General features: G+C 42.8%; 11 protein-coding genes. 4 read left to right on the forward strand and 7 right to left on the reverse strand.

The features are described 5' to 3' along the window. Positions 1 to 6: 6 nt before the first annotated feature. On the reverse strand, positions 7 to 789 hold the full coding sequence (locus LEP1GSC194_RS18905) for a tetratricopeptide repeat protein (RefSeq protein WP_020775108.1): 783 nt from the start codon (positions 787 to 789) through the stop codon (positions 7 to 9). A gap of 515 nt (positions 790 to 1,304) precedes the next feature. Here LEP1GSC194_RS18905 and LEP1GSC194_RS18915 point away from each other — a divergent pair. After that, on the forward strand, positions 1,305 to 3,404 hold the full coding sequence (locus LEP1GSC194_RS18915) for a SpoIIE family protein phosphatase (protein WP_020775109.1): 2,100 nt from the start codon (positions 1,305 to 1,307) through the stop codon (positions 3,402 to 3,404). Between the two features lie 247 nt (positions 3,405 to 3,651). Here the strand turns inward: LEP1GSC194_RS18915 and LEP1GSC194_RS18920 are convergent, their stop codons facing one another. The 3 genes from LEP1GSC194_RS18920 to LEP1GSC194_RS18930 form a co-directional block, all read right to left on the reverse strand. Next, a complete protein-coding gene (locus LEP1GSC194_RS18920; RefSeq protein WP_020775096.1) occupies positions 3,652 to 4,068 on the reverse strand; it encodes a MaoC family dehydratase in 417 nt (138 codons plus the stop codon). 1 nt (position 4,069) lies between these two features. Continuing rightward, positions 4,070 to 4,522, reverse strand: a complete 453-nt coding sequence (locus LEP1GSC194_RS18925) for an FAS1-like dehydratase domain-containing protein (protein WP_017808998.1) — start codon at positions 4,520 to 4,522, stop codon at positions 4,070 to 4,072. A 116-nt stretch (positions 4,523 to 4,638) separates the two neighbouring features. Continuing rightward, positions 4,639 to 5,535 carry an alpha/beta hydrolase gene (locus tag LEP1GSC194_RS18930; RefSeq protein WP_020775102.1) on the reverse strand — a complete coding sequence of 299 codons (897 nt, stop codon included), beginning with the start codon at positions 5,533 to 5,535 and terminating at the stop codon, positions 4,639 to 4,641. A gap of 33 nt (positions 5,536 to 5,568) precedes the next feature. Between LEP1GSC194_RS18930 and LEP1GSC194_RS18935 the strand changes: the two genes are divergently transcribed. The 3 genes from LEP1GSC194_RS18935 to LEP1GSC194_RS18945 all read left to right on the forward strand — a co-directional run bounded on the left by LEP1GSC194_RS18935 (position 5,569) and on the right by LEP1GSC194_RS18945 (position 9,430). Continuing rightward, positions 5,569 to 8,139: a sulfatase gene (locus LEP1GSC194_RS18935; protein WP_036043792.1), complete on the forward strand. Its 2,571-nt coding sequence runs from the start codon at positions 5,569 to 5,571 to the stop codon at positions 8,137 to 8,139. A 245-nt stretch (positions 8,140 to 8,384) separates the two neighbouring features. Next, positions 8,385 to 8,900 carry an LIC10604 family protein gene (locus LEP1GSC194_RS18940; RefSeq protein WP_020775104.1) on the forward strand — a complete coding sequence of 172 codons (516 nt, stop codon included), beginning with the start codon at positions 8,385 to 8,387 and terminating at the stop codon, positions 8,898 to 8,900. 131 nt (positions 8,901 to 9,031) lie between these two features. Further along, positions 9,032 to 9,430, forward strand: a complete 399-nt coding sequence (locus LEP1GSC194_RS18945) for a DUF3052 family protein (RefSeq protein WP_017808990.1) — start codon at positions 9,032 to 9,034, stop codon at positions 9,428 to 9,430. Positions 9,431 to 9,595: 165 nt separating this feature from the next. Here LEP1GSC194_RS18945 and LEP1GSC194_RS18950 read toward each other — a convergent pair whose 3' ends face one another. From LEP1GSC194_RS18950 to LEP1GSC194_RS18960, 3 genes are all read right to left on the reverse strand, one after another. Then, on the reverse strand, positions 9,596 to 10,396 hold the full coding sequence (locus tag LEP1GSC194_RS18950; RefSeq protein ID WP_020775101.1) for an enoyl-CoA hydratase/isomerase family protein: 801 nt from the start codon (positions 10,394 to 10,396) through the stop codon (positions 9,596 to 9,598). 258 nt (positions 10,397 to 10,654) lie between these two features. Continuing rightward, positions 10,655 to 13,978, reverse strand: coding sequence for an efflux RND transporter permease subunit (locus LEP1GSC194_RS18955; protein WP_020775099.1), 3,324 nt, complete (start codon positions 13,976 to 13,978; stop codon positions 10,655 to 10,657). 559 nt (positions 13,979 to 14,537) lie between these two features. Next, entirely contained in the window at positions 14,538 to 15,641 is a 1,104-nt protein-coding gene (locus LEP1GSC194_RS18960) for a DegT/DnrJ/EryC1/StrS family aminotransferase (RefSeq protein WP_036043800.1), read from the reverse strand. Between the last annotated feature and the right edge of the window lie 511 nt (positions 15,642 to 16,152).

Here is a 16,152-nt window from a genome sequence, read left to right on the forward strand (position 1 = left end):
TTGAAATCAAAGACCGGATTCTATCGTATAAGTTTGTAACGCGTTCAAGTATTCCTTATGAAGAGGGAATATCCGGATCGCCTTTTTGATTTCCGCCGCGGCCTTTTCGGGGTCCTTTCTTTTTTCAAAGTAAAATTTAGATAACAGGAAATGAGATTCCGACTGGAAGGCTTTGGCGCGAAACGATTTGGAAACTCCTTTCTCCAAGGAAACGATCGCACCTTCCGAGTTACCTTCCATAATCAGACACAAACTGAAACCGTAGTACGCATCGCCCTTGTCGGAAATGGAAATTGCGTTTTGAAATTCGCTTAAACTTTCCTTTCTCCGGTTTTGTCTGAGATAAAGACTTCCGATATTCTCATGAATGAGCGCTTCAAAATCGGGCCCTTTTTCTTTAGCAAGTGCGAGAGCTTCTTGATACGTGGTTTCCGCTTCTTTGTATTCTTTGTTGGATTCGTATACGAGACCGAGACCTCTTTTGCAATCCAGGGATTTGGAATTCATAACGAGGCATTTTTTGAAATCCTTCATCGCCGCTTCCTGGTTTTTTTGAAGATAACGAATCCAACCGCGGACGTAGAGTAATTCGGCCGTGTCACCTTTCAGCTTCAGGTTTTCTTCCGCTTTTTGAAGGGCTTCCATCAGATTTTCTTTTTCGGTGAGGTCCCGAATTTCCAAGATGGAAATCGGTTCTTTTTTATTGCAGTTTACGATCGAAAAAAATAACGAAACCGCAATCAAAAAGGACTGAAAAAGAGTTCTTAAGCCGCGATTGAGTCTATTCATGTTTTATTTTGAGTCCTTATTTTTCTTTTTACGGAACCGTTATAAATTTTGCGAAAGTCGGGAATTTGATTTTTCTCACTCAGAAAGAATCCAAGATCGTTTTGATAACGCAATCCGAAAATACGATATACAAGTTCATCCTTGTATGTCAAAACTTCTAACTCTTTACCGCTGATTCCCTAAAACGTGGGAACTCCACCGTTCCCAAAACGATCGCCAACTCGGAAAGATAGGTTCGTAAAACCGAATTTTCCTTCCTTCTTCGGCCCATTCTTTCGATTTGTCCGCAAGACCAACCGTTTTGGTTTGGGAATGAAGAAATTGTTGCATCAGTTTGGAAATAATCCTTATTTTTTTCAAAGTATGATTTCTTTTTCCATAAGATTCCTTAAAAAAACAAAAAAGATCCCGGTCCTATATATTTTTTTTAGATTTAATCTTACGTCGGTTGTTATATGCAATTGACGCCTCCGAATTGAATTCCAATTTTAATTCGGAACGGATCTGAATTCGAGATGCAATTTTCAAAAATATTTTTTTTCCTAATCGGTCCGTTTGCGCTCATCATTCTTGTCATGATCTCTTCTCCTTGGCAAGCGGGTGACGGACTCAGAGCTTACCAAGGTAAAATCGATCTCAGAGGTATTCAAGACCCGGACTTCGGGATGACCAAACTCAACGGAGAATGGGAATTCAATTGGCTTCAAGAACCGGGTGAGGGAATCGAAAATCATTCCAAAGGATTTATCGGAATTCCCGGCTCCTGGACCAACGAATCCAAAAATCAGCAGGCTTATCCGAAGTTCGGTTATGCCACGTATCGATTGAAAGTTTTTCTTCCGGAAGTTTGGAAAAAGAAAATTCTTTCCGTGACTTTGGGAGCGGTGGCTTCCGCGTATCGGGTTAAGATCAACGGAGAAATTATCGGTGAATGCGGAACACCCGGACTAAACGCCGATTCTACGATTCCAAGAATCGAACCCAGAGACTTTTTATTTTTTGCGGACAAAGACGAAATACAAATCGAAATTTTCGTATCGAATTACGCTTCCACGATGCCGGGAATTTTACTTCCGATTTCCATAGGACCCTCCGATTCTGCGGGAGTTTCGAGAGCCATCACCCTGTTTTTCGACGTATTTTCCTTCAGCGGGCTTCTGATTATGGGAATTTATCATATATTCCAATATCTTTATTTAAGAAGCAGCGTTTCTCCTCTGTATTTCGGAATGTACAGCCTAGTGATTTGCCTCAGAACTTCATTGATAAATTCTAAAATACTAATGTTATTTTTTCCGCAGATTCCTTGGTCCTGGATCAATAAGATCAATCATCTGACTTTGTCGGTGGGAGTTCCTTTTTTTCTTTTGTTTTTCAGTTCGGTCTTTGCCCCTTATGTGAGTCGAAAGTTCATCAATGCGGGAGTTATTTTTTCGATATTGTTCTCCATCGTAACCTTATTCGGAGACATGGAGTTCAATAATCGGAATATTTCGATCTACCATTACTTTATCCTCGTCACGATTTGTTATTTGTTCTACACAATTCTGAAGATCGATTTCGATAAGGAAAGAAATTACACGTATATTCTCTACGGTTCCGGAATTCTTTTTATCGCGGTGCTTGTGGATTTATTCTACGCGAGAGTTTTAAAAACGGGAAGTATTCAAACCTCGCACTACGCGCTCGTGTTTTTCGTATTTCTCCAGTCTCTTCTTCTCGCTTCCGAAAGATCCAGAAAGTTCGCCGAAACGCGAGAGTTGGCTCTTAACTTAAGAACTTCGAATTTGGAGTTGTTCGAGATGAAAGAGCAGTTGGTTCAGAAGATCGAGGATCGAACCCGCGTTCTAAACGATAACATCATTCAGATCAATCGAGAATTGGAAATCGCTCAGAACGTTCAAAGAAAAATTTTGACTCCTTTGGATCGTACCATTCCCGGAATACGGTTTTATTACGAATATAAACCTCTTGAAAAAGTGGGTGGCGACTTTTTGGACATATCCGAAATTCTACCCGGAAAAGTAAGAGTGGTGATCGCGGACGCGGTCGGTCACGGTGTTCAGGCTTCCTTGATGACCATGGCTTTAAAGACGGAATATGAAGAGCTGAAAAATCTGGGTAATCCGGCTCAGATTCTTAAGGAATTGAATTTTAGGTTCTTAAAAAAATTCGATTCTTTGGAAAGTATTTTTCCTTGTATGATCGGGGACATCGATACTCAAAAAGAGGAATTTACGTACGCGTCCGCGGGACATCCCGATCAAATTCTTCAACTGCCGGGAGAATTTCCTTCCTTAATCCACAAGACCGGACCGATTCTCGGTTTGTTCGAATCTTTGGAGATCGTTTCCAAGACAATCGCATTTCCGACGGGTTCGAGACTTTTATTGTTCTCGGACGGTCTGATCGAAAATCGTATGAAGGATTCCTTAAATACGAAACAATACAACATGGAACTGATCACAAAAACCCTTCACGAAGGAAGAGAAAGCGGACTGAACGATTTAATCCAAGAGATCATTAAAATAGAAGAATTAACGAGAGGAGAAAATCCGCGTTACGACGATATCACCGTCATAGCCGTAGAATCTTATTCGTCCAAAAAAGTTTAAAACTTCTCTAACGTGAGTTCGTATAACCATGCGAAAGCGGTTGCAGCGGAATCAACAATTGGATCGCTCGACAACCCAAACTTTCTTAAGTCGAATTTACGTTATCTTAAAACCTTTCAAGTGTGGTAGTTCCCCACGTTTTAGGAGTCAGTGGGTAGGAATCAGATGTCGGGATTAAAATCTTTCCGATTTTCCTATCGTTTAAAAACGTAGTAGTTCCCACACTTTAAGGTTTTAAGATTGAATTTTAACCGATTACTACCATTTCGCCGGAGCATTTGATTTCTCCGGAATCGTCGGCGACTTCCAGGGAAACCGTAATCAATTTCTCGCCGTTCTCTTCTTTCTTACGTTTTACTTTTCCGGTGCAGGTGAGTTTTTGGCCCGGTTTGGTCATGTTCTTAAACGTAACTCCGAACTCTTTGATTTGTTGTTGGTCCGCCCAAGAAGTGCAAAGTTTTCCGAGCTGAGCCATCACATACATACCGTGTGCGATCGTTCCGTCCAGTCCGGTCTTACGAGCGAAGTCGGGGTCGTTGTGAATCGGATTAAAATCTCCGGATGCACCCGCATAACGAACCAAGTTTGCGTGAGTGATCACGTCCGTTTTTAAGGGAGGAAGTTCGTGTCCGACCTCGATTTTATCAAAATCAATCTTACTCATATCATACCTCCGGTTTTCTGATGAAGATGGACATTTCCTGTTCTACGATCGTTTCGCCTTTTGCGTTTTTAACCGTAGTTTTGAACGTCATCGTATCCATTTTGCCGACGGTTACGTTGATACATTCGCCTTGAGAAGAAACCCTTCCCGGATAAACCGGTTTTAGATACGTGTATTTTTCCTTTAAGTGAAGAATCCTGGAAGTGTCCACTCCCATGTTTTCCATATCCTGCCAGATTTTAGGATAACCCCAAAATTGAATTACGGTCGGATACGTAGGAGGAGCGGGGGTGTCTTCGTAACCCGCTTTTTTAGCCGCTTCCACATCGAAATAGATCGGATTGGTTTCTCCGATTGCCTGACAGAACTCGCGGATCTTTCCTCTTTCTACGTCGAATTCGTAGCGATCCAGTTTGGTCCCGATCAGGTCTTTGGATATTCCTTTTACTGACATATAAAGTTCCTGAGCTTTGTTTTTAAAAAGGGCCTTCTACCGAATTCAATCTTACCGGAGCGGAAGAATCCGGTCGATAATTTTTTTAGAGAAAAACAGAACAAACGTTCTGTCTGTCAATTAGAGTGGGACTCAAACCATTTCTTTAAATCGGTTAAAACCCTGGTTCTGTCTTCCATACGTTCGTTCATCGTTTCGTGATAAAGGCCTTCGTAGATCTTGAGGATTTTATCGGAGGCGCCTACGACTTCAAAGAAACTTTCGCTTCCGGTGTAATCGGCGATATTGTCTTCCTTTCCGTGAAAGATATAAATCGGGATTTTGATCTTTCCCGCGTTTGCGAGAATCGGTTCTTCGCTGTTCAAAAGCATGTTTCCGAGATAAGCCGAGGCCATTCCGTGAACGAGCGGGTCCGTTCTGTAAGCATCTACTACGGATTTATCATGGCTCAAGAAATGAATGTTCAATCCGGTCGGAAGAGTCAGGTTCGGTAATAGATCGGACATCAGAGGAGCGATTCCCTTTTTGACCTTCATCACAAGATCCATTTTCACTCGGATCGGAAGAGCGGAGACGATAAGAGCGTTTAAATTTCCTTGGTTGGTCCCTTCTTCCGCGTAGAAAGTGGCGATGGCGGCTCCCATCGAATGACCGAGTAGAGTGACCTTCGATACCTTTTCTTTTTCTTTTGCGATCGAAATGAGTTTGTCCAAGTCGGAAAGAAAGTCGGAGAAAGAATCCACCGCGCCTCGTTTTCCTTCGGAACGTCCGTGTCCCCGGGAATCGATAAGATAAAACGCCGTACCCGTTCCCGCAAAGGCTTCCACTAAAAATTCGTAACGTCCGCTGTGTTCTCCGATCCCGTGTTGAACGACGAGAACTCGGTTTCCTTTTCTACCTTCCTTAGGTTGGTAGGTACGATAGAAGATTTTGGATTCTCCGCTTCCCGCGAAGACATCGTCTTGTAGATTGTAAGAATTAATCCATGACATAGCGGAACGTGTTATAAACATAAAGGCTCCTTTGAAAAGAGAAAAAAATTTCGTTTGGGAAAAATTCATTCCGATAAGAAGGTTCTTTTCTGTTGTCTCAAAAAACGAAACGATTTTCCTGGATTCATGTTCTCGCACCTTTCTCAAAAACTTAATTTTTCTTTATCAAAGAGATTAAGCCGCGTGAACTCGGCGGTTCGCTTTCTAACTCAGATCTCACTCTTAGGGTCGTTCGATAGGATGTTTTTGATTCTTATACTTTCGATTCCGATTTCGGTAGGATGTAATCGAGTTTCGAGTTCGGATAAAAACGTGGTCAAAGGGGATCTTACGCGTCTTCTCAAAAACGAAGAGTTTCGATGTACGGGTGATGCGAATCGTGAGATCGAGAAGTTTCGATCTCATTGGAAAAAAAATCCGGGAAGGTATTCCCATCTAAATCCTAAGGATCGATGGAAGAACGTACAGATGACTCTTTATACGGACGAGTCCCTTTATATCAACGAGTCGCAGGATTCCGTCTTTGTTCCGGCCGGAGAGGAATGTGTTCTGAAATTGAAGGATTTGAGTCCGGACGTTTGCGGAAATCTTTTTCAATTTTACGCCGCGAGGCTTTCGAACGGAGCCGATGGAGACGGGGATTTACGGATTTTATTGGATGATATAAAGATCTTCGAGCGAAATTTCAAATCGCAAAAGGAGGAATGGAATCGTTATTCCGTTCCCTTACAATCTCGGAACGACAAAAACTTAGGGGTGAATGAAAAGCCGGGTCCGTTAAGTTTGAAACTTTTCGGAACGGCAGAACCGCCTGAAAAAAAATACTGTAAATCGAAATCGTTTCTTAAAATCCGATGGGATTCCGAGTCCGGTTCCGGATTGTTCTTGGGTTCTCCGATTATATTAGAAAAACAAAATACACAAAAAAAGAATGTGATTTTGATCGTGATCGACGCGTTAAGACAGGATTCCTTGTCGTCCGGCGGATCTCCGTTTTCGACAACACCGGTTTTGGATTTATTTTCCAAGGAATCGATCGTATTCAAAAAAACGATCGCAAACGGAAATTGGACGAAACCCTCGATGCTTTCCTTCTTTACTTCGGAGATAGCGTCCAATCTCGGACTTGGAAACGCCTGGTTTTATACTTCCGGCCGACAAAGAAAGATTTTTTATTCCAAAAAACCTCTGACGTTGTCGAACGCGTTTCGAGAGGAAGGATATTTTACGGAAAGTATAATGAATAACGTTTTTCTAATGGACTATACTTCGGTAGGGGTTGATTTAGGATTTCATAATGTTCAACAGGTGGGAAAGGATACTTTGGATACGGAGGAATTGGTTTCCAGGGCGGAAACTTTCTTTCAGGAACATAGGGAAGACTTATTCTTTTTGCATCTCAATTTGAATACTCCGCACTGGGGTTATCGACCTCCCGCAAAATACTTGCAGGAATTGAAAGACGAATCCGATCCTTTGCTTTGGAACGAGTTGGACGAATACCAAAAAAAATATCTCGGAGAAGTTCGTTACACGGACGCTCTGCTGGGAAAAATTTTCGAGGAATTAAAAAAGCAGGGTCTTTTCGAGGATTCTTGGATCGTGATTACGAGCGATCACGGCGAATTGCTTGAGAAGTCGCATTATTACCATCATCATTTTATTGCGGAAAACGTTTATGCGCACGGGGAAACACATTACGAAAAAGAGATTCGAGTTCCTTGGATCATACATCCGCCGAAATCTTTTCAGAATCAAATTCAAAAAAGAGAATTTGAAGATCAGGTTTCCCTTCTTTCTTTGACGCCTACTTTGCTCGGTCTCAATCGGATTTCGTATCCGGAAGGAAAGTTAAAAGGGAAGGATTATTCCAAAGCGATCTTGGGTGAAAAAGGGCCGGAGTTCGAACCCGTCATTTATACGGAAGGAAGATTTTCCGAATCCGTTCTTACGCCTGATTTCAAATTTATACGAAGATATCCGGGTTACGATTCCGTTCGAAGGACAAGGGAAGGAATTCCTCACAAGATGCCCGAGGAATTGTACGATTTAAAAAAGGATCCGAAGGAATTGAAAAACATTTCCACTTCCGATCTTCCCTTGTTAAACCAAGCGAGGAACGTTTTAAAAGAAAACCAGCTGGATAAAAATTCCTTTTTTTTACGACTTCCCAAGTGTGAAAAAACCTGCGAACGCGAAGTCCGCCTGTTTGTTAAAGGCGGAATTTATCGTTATGATTTTACGGGAAGTCTGAACGTTTTGCAGGAGGATTCGAAAAATGTTACTTTAAGAATTTTGAATGAATCAAACGATTTCGATCAGGTTTTGACCGTAAAAACCGTGGACGTTTCCCCGAGTTTTAACCTTCGAATTTTGAGGGACGGAAAGATAGAAGATTATCGCGTGGGCAAGTGGGGGATTCGTTCCGATGTTGTGTCGGAAATTTTACGATACGAACCGGATTACGTTTCTCTGGGAAAAAATCCGTATCGATATGCTTCTTCCGAAATTCCGTTTTTATACTATCATACCGGTTTTTCCGGCGGCAAAGAGTCAGAGGAAGAAGCGGCTATGGGACAAGAGGTGCGTAAGATCTTGGAAAGTTGGGGTTATATCCATCAATAGAGTTGTTGAAAAAATAATTTTAGATCTCATTTTATTTCATTGTAACAGCGTGATCTCCGCGGCTTGATAATATGAATGTGTAATTTTTCAACGACTCTAATAATCGAAAGGTTTTGTTTTACGGTAAACTATGTTTCGGAGTGGGTAAAGGCTTTTCAAAACGAAAACGAGGTTTTAAAAGGTTATCGTATTTTTTTGAGTCGGTGATTTCCGTTATTTTAAAAACATCCGGAGGTTTTAAATAAATGATTTATAAAATTCTAATGTACGTTGCGGGCTTTTTGGTTTTTTCGGTTCTGGGAATTTACGGAATCGGCGCGAGTCTTCCGGTCGATCATTTTTCTTCTTTGGAACGTATTTTTCCTGCAAACCAAAACACGATCTACGGCTTGATCCGTAACGTGAAAGAATATCCGTCTTGGAGATCGAACGTTAAAAATGTGGAAGAGATTTCCTCCGATTCCTGGAAAGAAACCTATAGCGACGGAGAGGCGACGGCTTTTTCTTTCGTGCAGGATCAAAGGGATAAATTCATCGAATCGAAAATTATGGACGAGGACAAACCTTTCGGAGGTTCTTGGACTTTCGAATTGAGTTCCGTTGCGGGCGGAACCAAACTGAAAATCACCGAAAATGGAAAAGTATATTCCCCCGTTTTTCGCTTTTTTTCCAAATTCGTTTTCGGTCATACGGCAACGATAAAAGAATATTTTGATTTTATGGATAAAAGAATTGGGGAAAATCCGGAAATAGAATACTAAGAACTTGTCCAGAACCGTCCAATGCGGGAACTCCCGCGTTTTTATGAAACTCAGTGTTTCGTTTCTATTGGCACTCGATAAGTTTTGGGACAAGTTCTAAAGTCAATCCATCCTAGTATAAAGGAAAAACAATGGCGGGATATTCAGGTAAATCCTTGGGCGATAAACTCGGACTCAAGGAGGGTATGAAGGCATTTTTTAAGGACCTTCCGGAAGACGTTCAAAAGGATCTTACGGATCATCTTGGAAAAGTGGAAATGACAAAAACCTTAAAGGGTCCATTAGATTATTTGCATGTATTTGTGAAAGAATCCAAGGATTTACGAAAACTATTTCCGAAACTTGTGGAACACTTGGGGGAAAAGGGTATGATTTGGATTTCCTGGCCCAAAGGTTCCTCGAAGGTACCGACCGATCTGAATGAAAATATTGTTCGTGAAATCGGTTTGGACTTGGGAATCGTGGACGTAAAAGTCTGCGCCGTTTCGGATATTTGGTCCGGATTGAAATTTTATAGAAGAAAAACGTAATATTCAAATTCCAAAAAATTGGAGCGGAAGCCGCCTTAAAATATTATCGGGTTTTACTTTATCGAAAATGTAAATAGTGGGAAAACTAAAGCGCCACAACTCCCTGAATTCAATGAATTGCTTTCTAAGGGTCGCAATTCAGGTCGTTGCGGCGGGAAGTTTTTCTTATGCGTAGTTCGCTTCGTGGGTCATCGAAGGTCTTCTTTTTTCCTTGTTCGCCTTCATCGCTTCCAAAAGGTTTTTGAGCATTGCAGGTTGTTTTTTAAAAAGTTCACCGAGTTCTTTCGGCGCGGCCTTTGCCGCTTCCAACGCTTCTCTGTTCAAAGCTCTTTTTGTTTCGACCGTCGCAGACGCGGGAATTCGGTTGAGGACATTGATCTTGCTCAGGGATTTTTTTCTCAATTCTTCTAAGGAAGCGCCTACTTCGCTTAACAATCCGTTCTTTACCGCTTCAGCGGGTTTGTAAAGCGCGCCTTCCAATGCCGCTTCCGATACGAAGGACGGTACCATCACCTGTCTCATTCTAAGAATCAAGGATGTCGTGATCGGTAAGCCGACTAGCGGTTCTGCGAAACCGATTCTTCCCTTTCCGTCCACCATGTATCTGTAGTCGCAACAATAGGCGATGATCGCCCCGCCTCCGACCGCGTTTCCGCCCACTTCCGCGATCAAGGGTTTTGGAAAACTCATGAGCGATCCGAACATCTCGAAAATTCCGGCCATGATTTTGGAGATCTCGTCGGTGGATGCATTGAGAATCGCGTCCGGATCCAGGCCTACGCAAAAGTCCCCGTCGGGTCCGGAAATGATTCCCGCTCGAATGTCCTGATCCATGGTAAATTCTCCCAGGATTTCACCCATTTCGCGTATCAACGGAAGTGTAAGCGTCATCGGTCCGTCCGACACCAACTTCATCACTCCGATTTTTGAATCCTTGGAAGTAATTATTTCCTTTGCAAGTTTCATACGATTTCTATTGATCTCCCCGAATTTTCAAATCCGTTCGTTTTCTTATTTTCCAAAGTGGACGTTCGATAATTTCGGATCAAACTTATTTCCTTCCGGAGAAAGAAATAAAAGGTTTGAATTTTAAACTATCGATTGAGGCGCCTATTGGAATTTCGATGTCGTTTAAATCGGTTTCGGATCGGAAAGGTTTTACATCGGCGGGGAAATTTGCGGAGAATCCGTTGAATACGGATTCTCCATTCAAAAAATTTAATATTATTTTTTGGATCTTTTTGACTCGGATTTTTTGGGAAGTTCCACTTCCACTTCTTCCTGAATGAAATTCCATTCCTTTTCGTAAACCTCTTGTTTGCCGGAGGAATGTCCGTGTTGAACCAAAGAAGCGTTCATATCGTACTCGGGCCGGAACTTACTTTCGATCCATTCTCTAAATCGATCGATAAATCCGAAAATCGAAGGTACAACCACGAGCGTTACTACCGTGGAAAGAATCAATCCTCCGATGATGGCGATTCCCATCGCGGTTCTGGATTTAGCCGCTTCCCCGAATCCGAGAGCGATCGGAAGCGTTCCCATAATCATCGCAAGGGAAGTCATTAAGATCGGTCTAAGTCGGACGAGCCCCGCTTCGTAGATCGCGTCGTTTCGAGACATACCTTTTTCACGCATCGCTTGCATTGCGTAATCCACAAGAAGAATCGAGTTCTTTGCTACGAGACCCATGAGTAGAATCAGACCGATCATCGAGAATAAATTAAGCATCTCGTTCGTAAGCGCGAGTGCGAAAAATGCCCCCGAAATTGCGGGAGGAATCGCGAACAAAATCGTAACCGGCGTGATAAAAGATTCATACAAGGAAGCGAGTACGAGATAGATGAACACAAGGGCCAAACCGAATGCGAGAACGATATTCGCCAATAGTTCCTTAAAGTCCTCCGATTGTCCTTGGAAGTTGTATCGAATTCCCGGCGGCGGAGGAAGTTCCTTTTTGAGAATTTCATCCGTAATTTTTGTCGCGTCTTGAACCGCACCGCCCGGCGCTAAATTCGCGTTGATTACGATCGTTCTCGCTCGGTCGATCCGATTGATTCGAGAAGGTCCTGCGGTTTCCTTTCCGACGCTGATCGCGGAAAGTGGGATGAGTTTGTTGGCGATATTCGGGACCTTTGTTTGCCCGTACGCCATTCTTAAGTTTCTTTGATCGGGACGAAGTCTCATCTTGACTACGTATTCGATTCCTTTATCGTAAAATTTACTGACCTCGTCTCCCGCGATCTGATATCTAAGTTCGGAACCCGCAACTCCGGGAAGAACTCCCACGAGTTGCATTTTCATATTGTCCAAATGAATTTGATATTCCGGTTTTCCCGCCCTGTAATCCGTATCGAGGTCCGCAAGATCGGATAGGGATTTTAATCTTGCGACCACCTTTTTGGAATACGCTTCCATTTCGGCCAGATTTTCCCCTTTGATCACGAGCTGGAACGGATACTGAATTCCGCCTCCGACGGCGCTGTAGTCGGAGACCGCGGGCCTCGCATACTCGAAAGATTTTAAAAGATCGCGGATATCGTCCTTAACCTGTGTCGTAGTACGTTTTCGTTTTTTAGAATTTACTAATGTAACGGCGAGCGTTCCCGCGTTCGGTTCTCCTCCGTCCGGTTTACCGATCGTTACCGCGATCATTTCCATTTCCGGAATTTTTCTCAATACGTCCAGAACCTGATCCGCAACCTGTCTGGTTCCGTTAAGACTGGTTCCGGGCGGTAAGTCTAAAGTGACTAAGAATTCTCCCTGATCGTTTGCGGGTAAAAACGTACTTTTTACCAATTTCAAGGAAAGAATCGAAAGAATAAAAATTCCGAGAGAAAGTAAAAGAACGATTCCGGGTCTTTTCAAGGCGACTTTCATCACTTTTCCATATTGTCTTTCGAGCCAAGTCTGGAATTTGTCGAAAAGTTCTACGGCCTTATTCGGTTTTGCGTTGTGATCGATTTTTCCCGCGAAATATGCGGAAAGCATCGGTGCGACCGCGAGACCGTCGAAAAGAGAAATGAGCATCGCAAATACGACCGTTAAACCGAATTGTTTGAAAAATTGCCCGACGATCCCGGAAAGAAATCCCACCGGTAAAAAAACCGCGATCACGGTTAAGGAGGTTCCAATGACGGCTAACGTTACTTCCGTAGTTCCGGTTTCCGCCGCTTCCAAAACTCCTTTTCCTTCTTCCAGTTTTCGGAATATATTTTCCCGAACTACGATCGCGTCGTCGACGAGCAATCCCACCGCCAAGGAAAGAGCCAAAAGAGTCATAACGTTGATGGTAAAACCCATCGCCCACATTAAAACGAAAGCGCCGAGCATCGAGTTCGGAAGCGCAAGCCCCGTAATTACCGTAGAGCGAAAGTTTCCTAAAAAGAAGTAAACAGTAATGACCGCGAGTAACATCCCGATGACGATGGCTTCGGTCACGTCCTCTACGTTATAACGAATCCATTTCGATCCGTCTCGAATCAGACGGATTTTCGGCTTTCCGTCTAAGTTTTGAATTCCTTCGTTGAGTTTACCGATTCGTTTGAGAACCTCGTCCGCAACGGAAACCGTATTTGCACCCGATTGTTTGTAGACGTCGATGAACAATGCGGGTTTGATCTCTTTCTCCGCAGCTGCGTTATCTTTTTTTCCCTTGAAGAAGTTTCCGATTTTTGTGAAGAAGGAAACTTTTTCTTCCACTCCGGCTTCTTTCGAAGCCCAAAGATAACCGATCGTTTCTTCGTCTTCCGTGCCGTCTCGAACGGTTCCTAATTGTTTGATTAGAATTGCGTTCCCCACTTCGCCGCTGAAGGAAACGATCGTGTTTTCGATTTGAGAAAGGGATTCGTATCTACCCAAAGTTCTATAAGAAGTTTCTTTAGAACCCGTCTCGAACTTTCCGACCGGAACGTTCAAACCCGCGGTTTTCAATCTGTTGGCGATCACGACAGTCGGCATTTGATAGGAAATCAGTTTGTCTCGGTCCAGTTCGATTTGAATTTCCCTTCTGGTTCCCCCGACGAGTTTAACCGAACCGACTCCTTGAACCTGTTCCAATCTTGCTTTTACGGTTTCTTTTGCGAGGTCGTAAAGTTTAGACTGATCCAAATCCGCAAACAATGCAAGACGAACGACCGGCTGATCCGCCGGATCGAAACGAACCACTTTCGGTTCTTTGATTCCCGTGGGAAGTTTCGGTTTTACGAGACCGACTTTATCTCGAAATTGTTGTTCCGCGTATTTGATGTCCGTATCAAGCGTAAACTCGCCGAAGACGACCGAAACACCTTCTTGGTTTCTGGAGGAAATTTTTTTCAGACCGGAGATGGCGGAGAGTTCCTCTTCCAGCGGCTTAGAAACGAGCTCCTCGATTTCTTCCGGACCGGCTCCCGGATAAATTGTGGTAACGGAGACGACGGGTATGTTCACGTCCGGAAAAAGATCCACTCCCATCCTTCCCAAAGCGACCCAACCGGTGAGAAGCATTAGGAGAACGATACTGCAAATAAAAATAGGTCGTTTGATCGAAAGCTGGGCGATATTCATAGACTACCTCAGTATAACTTACCAGTGCTCGGGGGGCTTATTAAAAAAGATATCAATATCAAATTTTCGTAAAGAAATTTTGAGTATCTCTCGCTCTCAAAATAATTTATTGTATCCTGCCGATTGTTATTTTCGGATTCGATAGAGTTTTCTTTCTATTAGAATCTGCGAATTTATAGATAGTTTGGAAATCCAGCTATTTGAAGAACAACCTCGAAAGATTAGAGGTGTTGAAAAGTTAATTCTCCATTTGTTTCGGTTTCACTGAAATGGACGATTGAAGCAGTTTTGTTAATCTCCAATATCGAATTTTCAACAACTCTAATGAAATCTTTCGGAAATCGATACTTGCGAATAGAAAGAACTCGATCTTTTTTCTGAATGCCGATCCATAAGAAGCATAACTTTACTCAAAATAGGGAAGAGTGTTTTCTTTAATTTTCGCGCACTTGCTTTCGGATCGATTCAATCGAACTCACGTTGATCCTGTTAGTCGTTGGAACGAACGTACAGGATTCGGAAAAAATTCAACGTTTCGCTCCATGTTGTACGAGATGGATCAATAAATTCTACGGATTGCCTGGGAAATTCTTTGGATATTATCTTTTGTCAAGTTGGGATAAATCGGAATACAGTGACCTCTTTGAAAAAGTCTTTCCCCATTTGGAAAATCCGTATTCGGAAGTTCTAAAATATGATGAATCGGTTCTTCCGCTACTTTTTGAGTTCCGATGTGTAAGGAACGGAAATATCTTTCTACCTGCTCGTAACTTCCCGGAGCGAGAATGATAAAACGGTTGAACGTGTCCAGGTTCGGATCTCCGTACCAAGTTTTTACCGAAGTTCCGGAGATGGATTGAAGATAAACCTGAGCGATTTTTCTTTTTCTTTCTAAGATGATTCCGATTTTGGAAAGTTGTTCGATTCCAAGCGCGGCTTGGTAGTCGATCAAATTGTAATCTAACTTCGGTTGCCCTTCTTTTCTTTGGTAGGGCTCCTTTCCCGCTTTCATTGCGCGTATTTTTTTAGCCAACACTTCCTGATCGGTAATGATCATCGCGCCGTTTCCGGTTGTGATCATTTGATCGACGGAAAGTCCGCAAACCGCGATGTTTCCCTGTTTTCCCGGAGTGAATGTCGCGCTTTGCGCGCCTAAAACTTCGGAAATATCTTCGATAACCGGAATCCCTTTGAAGTCGTAACGTTTTACATCGGCGATCGATCCAAAAGAATGATCCAGAATAATCGCTTTTATGGAAGATTTTTCCAGAGCTGCAGAAAGTCCTTCCGAACTCAAATGGAAAGAATTTTTGTCCAAATCGATTACGATCGGAGTGGCTTTTAAGAGAAAAATCGCATCGAGTGCGGAAACGGGTGCGAAGGTTGAAATTGCAATTTGATCTCCCGCTTGGATTTCGAGCGCAAGAAGAGCAAGATGGTAGGCAGAAGTGAGATGATTGCTGGAAATGACTTGTTTGTAACGAAAGGTGGAAGCGAACGTTTTTTCGAAACGTGTCGTTACATTTCCGGTAGTGAGGTGGTCTTCAACGAGACATTCCAGAACGGTTTTCAAGTCCTCTCTGGAAAGAGTGGGTTTGTGAAATTCGATTTCCGTCTTTTTCTTAGGATTTTTTTCCAGAATTTCAGTTTCGGTGCTGCTCATATCCAACATAGGCTCTTATAATTTAATTATGTCGCATTCTGCACTTGAATTCGATCTCGTAAAGATCTTTTTGTGCTTTATAAGCGTAGGTTGTGGGAGGATCAAAAAAGTACAAGAAAAATTCGCTCTGAACCGGGGATTTTGTGGGAACTCCTGCGTTCTAGGTGTCAGGGCTTTTGGAGTTAGTTGGCGAGGATTTAGGAGTTCCTAGATTTTAAAAATGAGTTCAAGTTTAACAAGTAGCCTGTCCCAAAACCTCGAAAGAAATTTGCAGGAGTTCCCACAGATTCTGTCTCCTTGGCGGTTTATTAGGCTTTTTGTACGATTTTCCCGTCGTTTAAAAACGTAGGAGTTCCCACATTTTTGTGAAACTAAAGTCTCACTCCCTGCCAAAGACCCATAGAGAATGAAGCACATATTTCAACGGATCACTCTCTGAACTCATGCAACGCTCTATGGATCGCGTTGATTTCACAACTTCGTTGTGAGCCACTCGCAACGCTTTGCTGCT

Source organism: Leptospira alstonii serovar Sichuan str. 79601 (assembly GCF_000347175.1).
GTDB lineage: Bacteria > Spirochaetota > Leptospiria > Leptospirales > Leptospiraceae > Leptospira > Leptospira alstonii.

Coding starts and splice junctions, on each gene's coding strand:
- LEP1GSC194_RS18950 (WP_020775101.1), bottom strand. CDS start 10,396: ATGAAACTTGCAAAGGAAATAATTACTTCCAAGGATTCAAAAATCGGA.
- LEP1GSC194_RS18960 (WP_036043800.1), bottom strand. CDS start 15,641: ATGAGCAGCACCGAAACTGAAATTCTGGAAAAAAATCCTAAGAAAAAG.
- LEP1GSC194_RS18955 (WP_020775099.1), bottom strand. CDS start 13,978: ATGAATATCGCCCAGCTTTCGATCAAACGACCTATTTTTATTTGCAGT.
- LEP1GSC194_RS18915 (WP_020775109.1), top strand. CDS start 1,305: ATGCAATTTTCAAAAATATTTTTTTTCCTAATCGGTCCGTTTGCGCTC.
- LEP1GSC194_RS18945 (WP_017808990.1), top strand. CDS start 9,032: ATGGCGGGATATTCAGGTAAATCCTTGGGCGATAAACTCGGACTCAAG.
- LEP1GSC194_RS18925 (WP_017808998.1), bottom strand. CDS start 4,522: ATGTCAGTAAAAGGAATATCCAAAGACCTGATCGGGACCAAACTGGAT.
- LEP1GSC194_RS18920 (WP_020775096.1), bottom strand. CDS start 4,068: ATGAGTAAGATTGATTTTGATAAAATCGAGGTCGGACACGAACTTCCT.
- LEP1GSC194_RS18930 (WP_020775102.1), bottom strand. CDS start 5,535: ATGTTTATAACACGTTCCGCTATGTCATGGATTAATTCTTACAATCTA.
- LEP1GSC194_RS18905 (WP_020775108.1), bottom strand. CDS start 789: ATGAATAGACTCAATCGCGGCTTAAGAACTCTTTTTCAGTCCTTTTTG.
- LEP1GSC194_RS18940 (WP_020775104.1), top strand. CDS start 8,385: ATGATTTATAAAATTCTAATGTACGTTGCGGGCTTTTTGGTTTTTTCG.